This is a genomic window from Bradyrhizobium sp. BR13661 (assembly GCF_029892425.1).
Taxonomy (GTDB): domain Bacteria; phylum Pseudomonadota; class Alphaproteobacteria; order Rhizobiales; family Xanthobacteraceae; genus Bradyrhizobium.
Window position 1 is genome coordinate 23,551 of record NZ_JARXWB010000052.1, and the last position, 11,778, is coordinate 35,328.

Below are 11,778 nucleotides of genomic sequence, written 5' to 3' on the forward strand. Positions count from 1 at the left end.
AAGCCTTATTGTCGATGTTCAACTTTGAATAGGCCTCACGTATGTAGTATCTAACAGTGGAAGGAGTCAGGCCAGTGGCAAGGGCAATCTCTTTGTGCGTTGCTCCGTCAGCGAACATTTCGGCTACCTGAAGTTCTCGCTGTGTCAAACAATCTAGCGCGCTCGACTCACGCAGCTCGATGAATTTCAGCAGTCCGGCGGGCTCCACTCGAACGCTCCACTTGCCTTGTCCAATCCAACAACCTGTCAAATCGTCTGACCGCCTGATTGTCTCGCGAAGTAGAGGCGGAAGAGTCGATCCGCGCCAGGAAGGCCAGTGTCTGTCGACGAATCTCAGGAAGCCTTCATCCCACCGGACCAGCTGTCCATCTCGATTTGCGAACGCGCGGTGAGTTGATTTGATGGTTCGTGGAGATCGAAGTCGTTCGCCAAGATTTTGGCGCCATGCGACGTAAAGATGCGAGATAAGCAACTGGCTGATTGCCCTGTCTTCGCTGGTAAAACTTCGCTGAGTCGAACCGCGGTAAAGCGAGACAAACATGAAGGCGTTTTGTTCTGGGATGCGGACTGAACTCACAATCGTCTCCCGTATGTCAAAGCCATCTGCAAGTCGTATTAGACCGCTGCCGCGAGGAATAGTTGAAGAGTCGAGCCTGAATGTGTGGTTGGGATTGCGCATTAGACTGTGAGCGAGCTTGTCATCGTTCTTAACACTCTCCCAGGTCGCTTCCCACGCTGGTGGAAGATCCGACCGAACTGAGCTGAGAAGCCTCGGGCCACTTTCGGAAGGAGCGAGTATCCCCCACCAGGCCTTTTTTGCGCCGGTCAGGTCTCGAAGGCCATCCAGAGCGAGAGATGCGTACGGTGCTGGGCCAGTTTCAGCCGAGCGCTCGTACAGGTTTAGCAAGTAATCGCTTACGGCCCCTAATCGTGTGGCGGCCATGCTTAGATCTCTCCTGTCACAGCCTCGGCTAAAACACACCTCTCATTTGGAGGGGGGGAAATGGCTGGTCCGCCACCCACACGCCGAGCTTACGTTTCCCCGATGCGGTTTTCAACGGGGAGAGGGAAATGACCGAGATATGGAAGAAATCTGCAGGTGAACTCGCGCGAGCGATCGCGCGGCGCGAGCTTTCTTCACGAGAAGTGATCGAGGCTCATCTGGATCGGATTGCGGCTGTGAACCCCAAGCTCAATGCTGTGGTTCTGGTCATGGGCTCTGAGGCGCTATCGGCCGCGGATGCCGCCGACAAGGCCGTGGCTTCTGGAGCAAAGCTCGGACCGCTTCATGGCGTGCCGATTACGATCAAATGCAATATTGATATGAAGGGGTTACCGAGCACCTGGGGCATTCCAGCCCTTGAGCACTCGATCGTTTCGCAAGACGCGCCTCTTGTCGAGAATCTACGATTGGCGGGAGCCATTCCGATTGGTCGGACTAATTGCCCCGACCTTGGCATGCGAGTGCACACCGATAGCACGCTTTATGGTTTGACCAGAAACCCCTGGGATTTCGATCGAACAACAGCCGGATCGAGTGGCGGCGAGGCGGCCGCGCTTGCTTCAGGGATGAGCCCCCTCGGGTTCGGCAACGATATCGGCGGATCGCTGCGCAATCCTGCCAATGCGTGCGGGATCGCCTCAATCAAACCATCCGCGGGCCGAGTACCCGATGCGGCCGAGCCCCCTTTTGAAAACCGGCCGCTGGCATGGCAATGCATGGCGGTACATGGCCCGATGGCGCGGACCGTGAATGATGTCCGCCTCGGACTGAAGGCAATCATCGGCGCGCATCCGCGCGATCCCCTTGCGGTCGGCATTCCGTTCGAAGGTCCGAAGCAAAACCCGCGCATTGCCGTCATGGCCAGCCCGCCTGGAGTCTCTTGTGCGCCCGTGGTGAGTGGAGCTGTTCGCAAGGCCGCCGATATATTGTCCCAGGCCGGCTACGAAGTTCAGGAAATAACTCCGCCGGCCTACGAGGAGGTGCTCATCGCCTGGGGGCAGTTGTTGATGGGGGACTACGCAGCCTTATGGGATGAGATGGCGCCGATGATGGGCGAGGATGGGCGCCACTTCTTCGCTAGCCTCTTCGATCTTTATCCCAAGCTGCGGTCCACCGCCGACATGTCGCAACTGATCATCACGCGTGACAAGCTTTCTCGCACTTGGTCGCAGTTCATGGCCGATTATCAACTGGTCCTCTCTCCTACGTGGACACAGCTGCCGTTCATCCACGGCTTCGACGTCGAGTCGCCAGCTGCGATCGTGCAGACCATGGAGATGATGCGAACCGTAACGCCCGCCAACTTCCTGGGATTGCCGAGCGCTTGCGTCCCCGTGACGCGCGATGACAAAACCGGCCTCCCCATCGGCGTTTTGCTCACGGGACGGCGCTTCCGGGAAGATCAATGCCTCGACGCGGCGGAAGTCGTTGAGCGCGGCAGTGACGTGAAGACTCCCATCGATCCGAAGTGGTAGCCGGTGGCTGATCATTGACTGGTCGGAAAAGAGCTCCAGATCGGCTGCGATTCAAGGTCTGCGCCGCAGCCGCCTGGACATGCAAGTTCTGAAACTTGTCGAGCATTCTCGAAATGATATTCGCCGGACGCTTGACGGTCGATCACAACAGGGGGAGAGGAAAAATGCTACGTAGCCTAGCTGCGATGTCAGGCACGCGACCTTTCATACTCGTCTGGTTCGCGCTCGATGCGATCTTTGCACTTCTCCCGCCTATGTACTGGGCGGCGAGTGGTGTGCGTCCAACGATCCTCGGGCTGCCGCTATCGGTCTTCTATTTCGTATCGCTTGGGCTTTTCATAACGGCGAGTCTTGTCGTGGCCTATCTGGTCGACGATACGACCGCGCCGGAGCACATTGTATCGGGGAGGGATGCGCGATGATCGTTACGTTCGGAATGGTCGCCTGCTTTTGCATGATCGTCATTCTTATTCTGCAGAGATCCTTCGTCGCCGACAAATCTTTCACGGACTACGCGGTCGGAGGTCGATCGTTCGGCGGCGTCTATCAGGCGATGTCGTTCCTCAATACCTGGTATCCGGGCGCGACCTTTATCGCGCTTGCCGGTCTCTCGGCAAGCGCGGGTGTATTAGGGCTGTACTGTCTCGCATACAGTCTCCTCACCGTGGTGCTGATGTACCTGATTGCGCGGCGCGTCTGGATATGGGGATCAATGTTCGACTTACGCACGCAACCGGACTTGTTCGCGTTGCGGTATGGATCGACGCACGCGCGGACGATTGCTGCCATCATCGGTGTGGTCTCCGTTTTTCCATGGCTAGTGCTCGGCTTTCAATCGCTCGGGGTCGCGTTTCGTGCGCTGTCCCTGGGGGCCCTCAGCTTTAGTGCTGCGGTCGTCGTCGGGGTCGTGCTGATGGTGATCCGACAATTCTGGACCATTCGCATGGGCATGCGCGGCATTGTGATATCGGACATGTTCCAGGGCATAGTGGCCTATGTTGTAGGCGGCGTTCTCTTGCTCGCAATGATCGCCTGGCTCGCCACAACTCATGGCGCTGGGTTGGATAAATTGCCGGAGCGCATGTTCGAGATTCCCGGACTAGGTTCGCCGACCGGCCCGCTTTACTATCTCGCTCTCGTGTTCACAGGCGCGATCGGAGGTTGGTGCTGGTCGAGCGTGTTTGTCCGTCTGTACACCGCCAACGGTGTCCGCAGTCTCAAGCAGTCGGCCGCCATCGGAGTGCCCCTGTCGTACGTGTTCTACCTCACGCTTACGATCTTTGCATTCTATGCGAGCGTTCTGCCCGAAGTGCAGAAGTCTCCGGACCAGGTCTTCTTCATCGTGAGCGAGCAGGCCGGGGGCGTATGGGCTATCGGGTTGGCGGGAACCGTTGTCCTTGCCGCGTCGATGGGCAGTATCGATGGGATCATCCAGGCGGCGGGTGCCCAGATTGCCAGCGACATTATCGGAAGCTATCGCGAGCTCCGCCACAACGAGATGCTGTGGATCGCAAAGGTCAGCATGTTCGGCGTGACGCTGCTCGCCGCGTTTCTGGCCTGCTTCGAGCTGCCACGCCTGTTTCAACTCGCGGTGCTCGCCTATCAGGGCGTGGTGCAGCTCGCCGTGCCTCAGTTCATGGGGATATTCTGGAAGCGCGGCAACAAACATGGCGCGATCGCAGGCATGGTGGTTGGCTTCGCGGTCGCGGGCGGACTCGAATGGGTCTACCCGAATTTCGTGCCATGGGCCTACGGGTTGACCTCGGGCGTCATCGCGTTGGCTGCGAACCTCCTGATATATGTCGCGGCGGCGTATTTGATGCCAATGTCGGCAGCCGAGCGGGAGAAAGTCGAGGAGATATTTGCCGCCGCGGACGGCCGGACGATCGCATCGCCGGCGCCGGTACCCATTCCCACAAAAGCGGCAATGGCTGCCGACTAGTGGGCATGGATGGTCTTCCGAAGCGGCATGCGCGCCCCACTTCGATACGGGTATGGAACGGAAGAACATTCAGGCGAGCCGTCGTTTTGGCGCACGATGCAGCTGACGCTCGTTAAGGCGGATTGGCCGAAGGCTCTGATGCGTTTGAGCCGGACCGCGATCGCGTGATGAGCGCATGCGCCGGCGGTGATGCCAAGCGCGACACAGTAACTCCGCTTGGCAGCGCTTATGCAACTATAACGTAAGGATACGACCCATGAAGAAGCTGAATAACTCGTCATCGTCTTGCACTTGCCCTCCTGCCGATGAACGGTCGCACGACGTACGGCATCCGCTTGATCCCCTCACCGCCGTGGAAATTCAGAAGGCGATAGAGATCGTCCGCGCCGATCAGCGCTACGGGGCTGACTTTCTCTTCGAGACGATCGAGCTTCTCGAGCCGGAAAAATCGCTCGTGCGTCGGTACGCGCAGGGAGATCCGATCAGCAGATCGGCGCGTGTCAATCTCTTCAAGGTCAGCGAGGACGGTATCTGGCGCCTGACGGTCTCGTTGACCGAAGGGCGGGTTCTTACTTCAAAGTATCTACGAACCGCCAAACCGATGATCCAGCTCGAGCAGTTCGTCGCCATCGAGGATGCCGTGCGCGCAGATCCTAAGTTCGTTGCTGCCTGCAGGAAGCGCGGCATCGAAGACATGTCGTTTGTCTGCATCGATCCGTGGTCGGCCGGTAATTTCGATGTTCCCGGCGAGGACGGCCGATATCTTGCGCACGTCTTTGCCTGGCTGCGTCTTCGCGAGGATGACAATCTATATGCGCATCCGATCGGAGGACTCAATGCTGTGGTCGACATCAAGACCTACGAGGTGATCCGCGTCGACGATCACGAGATCATCCCGATTCCCAAGACGGAGGTGAACTACGAAGCTGAGTTCATTAAGAACCCGCGCACCCCTTATAAGCCCCTCAACATCGTTCAGCCTGAGGGCGTTTCATTCAAGCTTGTAGGGCGGAGGCTGGAATGGGATCGCTGGTCGGTGCTCGTCGGCTTTAACTCCCGTGAGGGACTCACTCTCCATGACATCAGTTATGGCGGGCGACCGATCGCGCACCGTGCTTCGCTGGTCGAAATGGTCGTGCCGTACGGAACGACCGACAAGGGGCATTTCCGGAAGAATGTCTTCGATATAGGCGAGTACGGGATCGGCAAGCTCGCCAACTCGCTCAAGCTTGGCTGCGATTGCCTCGGTGCGATCAGCTATCTCGACGCTCATCTTGCGACCATGGATGGAAAGGTGGTCACCATCGAGAATGCCATATGTATCCATGAAGAGGATGCGGGCCTGTTGTGGAAACATTGGGACTTTCGCTCCAACAACGTGGAAACGCGTCGCGCCCGCCGGCTGGTCATCTCCTGCATCGCCACGGTCGCAAACTATGAGTATGGCCTGTTCTGGTACTTCCACACGGATGGCTCCATCCAATTCGAGCTCAAGGCGACCGGAATCATCAACACCGCCGCGTGCTATCCGGGCCAGCCGGGCAAGTACGGCAAGGAGGTTGCACCTGGCGTCTTGGGTCACATCCACCAGCACATCTTCTGCGCGCGCCTGGATATGAACGTGGACGGTGACCACAACAGCGTCGTCGAACTCAACACGCAGGCCGATTCCTGGGGGCCAGACAATCCTCATGGCAACGGGTTCTACGAAGAGGAAACGGTTCTGAAGACCGAACTGGGGGGTGGTCGCCAGGTCAACTTAGCGACGCACCGGGCCTGGAAAATTATCAATCCCTCCCGGAAGAACCGCGTCGGTACAGCGACCGGTTACAAGCTCGAGCCCAGCCATCCTGTCACACCGTTCATCCACCCCGACTCGCCGTCGGGCAGGCGGTCGAGCTTCATCAAGAACCAGCTCTGGGTGACGGCCTATGATCCGGAAGAGCGCTATCCGGCCGGCGAGTACATGAACCATTCGGACGGCAGCGGAGGCGTTTCCGACTTCATCAAGAAGAACCGCAATATCGAGAACGCCGACATCGTCATTTGGCATGTTTTCGGGCTTCATCATCAGGTCCGACCGGAGGACTTTCCTGTCCAGCCCTGCATCTTCACTGGTTTCAAGCTCACGCCGAGCGGCTTCTTCGATGGAAATCCGGGCATTGATCTCGCGCCCGACCGGAACAATGCAAGTTGTCATGCGCAGGCTGCCAAGTAGCCGCCTCGCGCAGCGGGCAGCTAACAGTATGGCCTCTTTAGCGTCTGGGGCCGAGCCCTCGGTCACGCATCTTCAGGCCTCTTGTGCGACGCTCAGCACATCCGCGGCTGTAGCCCTCGCCATTTTCGTCGGGTGCGGCGCGCGTGTGATCCCCGCCCTCCTGGCGATCTCCGTTCAACGGGATCTGAATTGGCCCGAATCCTACGTCATCGGGCCGGTTGCGCTTGCCGTTGCGGTCTCCGCGCTTGGAGCTCCGTTGGCGGCACGGGGCTTGCTACATGTTGGGGCGAGATCTCTGCTTTTCGTAAGTCTGCTTGCTCTTTCAGCGTCCCTCGCGCTGTCTTCGTTCGCCACGTCAGCCTGGCATTTGCTACTATTTTGGGGGATTGGCGTAGGCCTTAGCGGCAGCCTGAGCGCGTTTGTCCTGGCAGCAATGATCGGATTTCGCGAGCATGTCCGTCACTGCGGCACCAGTTTTGGTCTCTTCACATCAATTCAATGTCTCGGCTCGGCCACAGGCCTTCTGCTTGCATCGCGGGCCACTGAGGCGTTTGGTTGGCATGTCGTCGTCAAGGCGGGAGCGGCCATAACGCTGGCTGCGGCCTTTGTTGTCGTTCTTATGATCCGCCCTGGCCGCGGACAAGCGTGGCGGGAGAGCTCGACGTTCGACCGCCCGAGCTATATTGGCGTGAGGCCGCGCAGATGGGCGATCTGGCGAATCGCCGCGATCTTCTTCATCTGTGGAGCTTCCACAACCGGGCTGATTGATAGTCGCTTGGCCATGCTCTGCATGGGCAACGGGCTCGGATTGACTTCCAGTGCCGACGTTCTGGCGATTCTTGCGATCTGCGGGGGCATAGGGAGTGCCGTCAGCGGCGCTTTAGCCGACCGCTATCCCGCACGGATATTGCTAATCCTTTATTTCGCGGTACGCGCACTCGCCTTGCTGTGGTTACCCTTGAGCAGCTTCAGTGTGGGTGAGCTATCAGCTTTCGGCGCTCTTTTTGGCCTAGACGCCGCACTGACCTTTCCGGCGCTGGCCAAATTGCTCTCAAGAAGTCTCGACCAATACACCATGGTCGCAATGATGAGCTGGATGATGATCGCTCATATCTTTGGAGCGGCCATCACATCTGCATGGGTCGGGTTTGTTGGAATGGCAGGCTATCCGGTCTCCTTTACTGTTGTCGGCTTGATGTGCCTGATTGCTGCTGGTCTTGCAGGGGCATCACAAGATTAACTCGGACGCAATTCGGCACTGCTGATGCGTCAGAGCAGCTGGTTAAACAGCATATTGACCGCTGCCACACCTTCATCTGCCAGGGCGTCGGATTTGCTGAATCGCATCAGTCGATTTTCGGAAGGTGTGCCCCAATGCGGCACCATTCAAAGATGTGGCGCACCCGACACGATTCGAACGTGTGGCCTTCGCCTTCGGAGGGCGACGCTCTATCCAGCTGAGCTACGGGTGCCTACTGCTTACGCAGTGCTTACGCGAAATTCTTGCGAGAGTGAAGCGACGAACGTCAGTCTCACAAGCCCTTGTATTCCAATCCTCTTTCCGCTTCCGCTTCTGCAAGAACTGGCTTGACACGTGCCTTCGGAGGGCAACGCTCAGCGACGGACTCAAACAGTAATTTGATGGGTTCAAGGCAGCTCTGACGGTTCAGTTGTCAGAATGGACGTTGATTTTCCTGCCAAATCATCGCCTCTTAATCAGCGGGTCCCAGGTTCGAGCCCTGGTGCGCCCACCACCCTTAACAGATTGGCCCGTAAGGGCTTTTTTAAATTCTGCGGCAGAACAAACCAGGTCTCGTGCGACGCTTTTGATGGTCGTACGCCGTGCGACGAGTTGGATAATTAGGGCCGAAGGCCATCCATCGCTGAAACCTGAGACCCACTGGTCTGCGTTCAGCTCTTCATGCCTTCCTTCCGCACCTGCAATTCAAGCCTGTCGATACCGGAATCGGCGCGAGCCGCATTGCGGGCGCGGTAGTGCTTCACGATAGTCTGCGCGCTTCGGTATGAATGGCGCCGTGCGCGAGCGAAGCTGACCGGCAATGGACTGGGTTCTAGGTATCTTTGCGTTTTTCCGCTTAGCGATAAACCGTATTGATCGCCAGCATGGTCGACGCCCCTAATGTTGAACCGAACTCCAAACTATCTCGGATACATGTAGCGTGCTGGTCCGCTCTCGTTGCGGGCAACGAAATCTTGATCTTAATATCAACGTGCTGGTGGCCCACCCTTCGAAATCTCTTCAACGCGTTGGAGCATGCACGCGAACTTAGACCGCAAAACCTCCGCATGCCTCGCATCTCTCACTTCCGATAAAAATGCGACCTTCACAAAAAAGCGGTTTAACAGTGAGGTGAGAAGAGGACTGTCGGAATGCTGAGAGCGCAACGCAGTGATCGTTCGACGCATCTCAACGAGATCGAGGGGATGGCTTTTTTTAGACACATCAAAGCTCCGAGTGTGCAAGTCCATCGGGCTGAAAATGCTTGAAGTCCGCATCATTTTGGGCACATCGATCTTCGCAAATTAAGCTCGATGCTATTTCCGGAATTCCGCCGAAGACACATTAAGAAGGGGGCGCTTCGGGCGCGAACCTCAAAACTCACAAAGTATAAGAGCTCCCTAGGGTACGCATTCTTTCGCCTGTTGTTCAACCGAAAAAAGCTGACCAAGTACTCTGCCCCGTTTGACGACCTCGAATTGGGACCTGCAGTGAGCCAAACCTGTAGAGGACAGGAAGAAATCCCTTCAAGTTAAGCTCCGTCAATCGGAATGTCTGTCAGCGGCGTCGCGGTGTCTTTGGAGGAGCGTCGCCAGGTGCCATCGATAGCCCTAGGTGTGCTGTGCTACGCCATCGTTGGCGAGTGCGACCGCTTTCAACTGTTCTATCTCGTTCATCGATTGCCCGGCCGCTCGCTTCGACATGGCTATTGTCGATCTTTGAGGCGTGATGCAGTTCAGTTCGTCTTCGCGCTCCACGTTCTGTCGCCGTTTTCAGAAACGTATGGCTCGCTCGAGGCCGTATTGAATTCTCGACAGGGCTCAGGATTTCGGCGATCGCCATCCTGCCGGGCGCGACCTCAATGCCGAAAAATTGTCCAAAAGTGGAAAATTTAGTCAGTGCGTCTGCCACAACCTGCCGCGAAGCAGCTATCGGGCAAGCGAAAACATTTTCATGTTTCCGCAAAAAATGTTAACAGGCCTCGATATTTTAACGTTTTTTTAACCTCTTTGGGTGCGGCATTGAACTTCGCCGGCAAAATTGGCTCGTTCGACCCTTCCGAGACTGGCGGCTCCCTCAACGTCGAGTCAGTAACTCACCAGAGGGGCGGGAACGCCATAACTATTCCCGACGCGCATCTGCTATTTACCGGTGACTACAAGCGCGCGGGCTTAGATCTAATCCTCTCAAAAGACGGCCACGAACTGGTCGTGCCTGATTATTTCAGGGGCGAGCAACGCGCTTCGCTTGCCTCGCCCGATGGGGCGCTCCTCACTGCTGACGTCGTCAAAGCACTCCTCGGCCAAGTCGAGTATGCCCAAGCCGCCGCCGCTCCAGACAGCGCGAAGGTCATTGGTCATGTTACGAAGATCGTCGGCAATGCGACTGCGATACGCAACGGCGTCTCAATTATTCTGAGCGCGGGCGACAACGTCAATAAAGGTGACGTCGTCCAGTCCGGATCCGATTCCACTCTTGGCATTACCTTTATCGATGGCACTGTGTTCGGCCTCTCGTCGAATGCTAGGATGGTACTTAACGAAATGGTCTATGACCCCAACGGGTCAAGCAATTCTTCGCTGCTGAGCCTGGTTGCGGGCACCATCACCTTCGTCGCCGGCGAGACCGCTAAGCACGGCGACATGAAAGTCAACACGCCAGTAGCAACCATGGGCATCCGTGGTACGGCGGTGCTGGTTGAAATTGATTTTACCGTTCCAGCCCAGGGTGGCGCGCCGCCGGTCAAATTCCAAGTGCTGGTTGAGCCGGACGGCCACACTGGGTCTTATCTCCTTTACAGCTTAGTCAATCCCAATGTCGTGATCGGTCAGGTCAACGCGGCAGGTGTGGTCTCGGCAGTAACTGCTTCCGGGGATGTTTCGACGTCTGCTGCGCCGCCACTGACCCCAGCCGCCCAAGCAATCATTGGACAAACGTTTCAAGCGTACTTTCAAGGCGGACCTCCCGACAATACTAATCCAAAGTCCACCTCGCCGCCTGGTTCTACTCCAGCCAGTCCTCCACCCGAGGGCAAACCTGGCGACACATCCCCTATCAAACTCGACACTCTTCCATCTGGCACGCCGGTCGTCGTTCCGATCCCTGTCAAACTTCCGGCCCCGGACAATCCGAACGCGATCAACCCCGTACTGACGCCGATCGATGTCACTATCACCGTTTTAAAAACAATTGACGTCACTCCGGTCGTCGATCAGCCCCGCTTCAAAATTGGGGATATCGTAAAGATTAACGATAGCCAGCCCGCAGATGTGCTCGTGCCTTATGTGCCCGGTACAGCGTCCATCGTCTCGGCTGCCGGTCCGTCAGACACTCCGGTAGGGATCAATCTAGCAAGCCTCGTTGCGATCGACGCGCAAGCTGGTGCTGTTAGCTACGATCCGCACAGCTTCTCGTTCCTTAAGCTGGGCGAAAAGGTCATCGTCACAATCGGATTCGACAGCAAGGCCGGAACCGATACGTTTCATCAAGCCGCGACTTTAACGATCGATAGCCCAGCTCCCACGGTCACGATAGCGACCCCGGGCGGCGCCACCGGCCAGCATACTCATACGATTTCCGGATCCGTAACGGCTGCTGCCGGCGAGGTCGTAGTCGGCTCGACGGTAACGCTTGTCGACACCTACAACGGCGTCACTACTCCGCTAGGCAGCACCGCAACCGTTCGGGCGGATGGAAGCTGGACCGCCAATAATGTGACGTTGGTGGGCGATGGCACTCACCAGGTCGTGGCCTTCGATATCGATCTGGCCGGCAATCCCGGCACTAGTGCGCCGGTGGTGTTTACGGTCGACACCGTGACGCCGACGGCGGCGGTCGCGGTCAGCAGCGCCGACGTCAACCTCGTCCACAACACCGCCCTTGTGACCTTCACGTTCAGCC

Annotated in this window: 5 protein-coding genes and 1 tRNA gene; 5 read left to right on the forward strand and 1 reads right to left on the reverse strand. The window is 57.5% G+C overall.

The genetic code is table 11. The features are described 5' to 3' along the window. Window positions 1-1,071 precede the first annotated feature (1,071 nt). The 4 genes from M2427_RS40495 to M2427_RS40510 all read left to right on the forward strand — a co-directional run bounded on the left by M2427_RS40495 (window position 1,072) and on the right by M2427_RS40510 (window position 7,878). Window positions 1,072-2,478 (forward strand): amidase, encoded by a 1,407-nt coding sequence (locus tag M2427_RS40495; protein ID WP_280712319.1) that lies wholly within the window; start codon window positions 1,072-1,074, stop codon window positions 2,476-2,478. Window positions 2,479-2,896: 418 nt separating this feature from the next. Further along, window positions 2,897-4,420, forward strand: a complete 1,524-nt coding sequence (locus M2427_RS40500; RefSeq protein WP_280712320.1) for a sodium:solute symporter family protein — start codon at window positions 2,897-2,899, stop codon at window positions 4,418-4,420. 256 nt (window positions 4,421-4,676) lie between these two features. After that, on the forward strand, window positions 4,677-6,638 hold the full coding sequence (locus M2427_RS40505) for a primary-amine oxidase (RefSeq protein WP_280712321.1): 1,962 nt from the start codon (window positions 4,677-4,679) through the stop codon (window positions 6,636-6,638). Window positions 6,639-6,666: 28 nt separating this feature from the next. Further along, window positions 6,667-7,878 carry an MFS transporter gene (locus M2427_RS40510; protein ID WP_280712322.1) on the forward strand — a complete coding sequence of 404 codons (1,212 nt, stop codon included), beginning with the start codon at window positions 6,667-6,669 and terminating at the stop codon, window positions 7,876-7,878. 155 nt (window positions 7,879-8,033) lie between these two features. Here M2427_RS40510 and M2427_RS40515 read toward each other — a convergent pair. After that, window positions 8,034-8,110, reverse strand: a tRNA-Arg gene (locus M2427_RS40515). A 1,885-nt stretch (window positions 8,111-9,995) separates the two neighbouring features. Here M2427_RS40515 and M2427_RS40520 point away from each other — a divergent pair. Next, on the forward strand, window positions 9,996-11,778 hold a 1,783-nt coding region (locus M2427_RS40520; RefSeq protein ID WP_280712326.1), incomplete at its 3' end, for a FecR domain-containing protein.

What these genes read in the sequence shown, in the direction of transcription:
- M2427_RS40500 (WP_280712320.1), top strand. Translation starts at nt 2,897, where the DNA reads ATGATCGTTACGTTCGGAATGGTCGCCTGCTTTTGCATGATCGTCATT.
- M2427_RS40505 (WP_280712321.1), top strand. Translation starts at nt 4,677, where the DNA reads ATGAAGAAGCTGAATAACTCGTCATCGTCTTGCACTTGCCCTCCTGCC.
- M2427_RS40495 (WP_280712319.1), top strand. Translation starts at nt 1,072, where the DNA reads ATGACCGAGATATGGAAGAAATCTGCAGGTGAACTCGCGCGAGCGATC.
- M2427_RS40510 (WP_280712322.1), top strand. Translation starts at nt 6,667, where the DNA reads ATGGCCTCTTTAGCGTCTGGGGCCGAGCCCTCGGTCACGCATCTTCAG.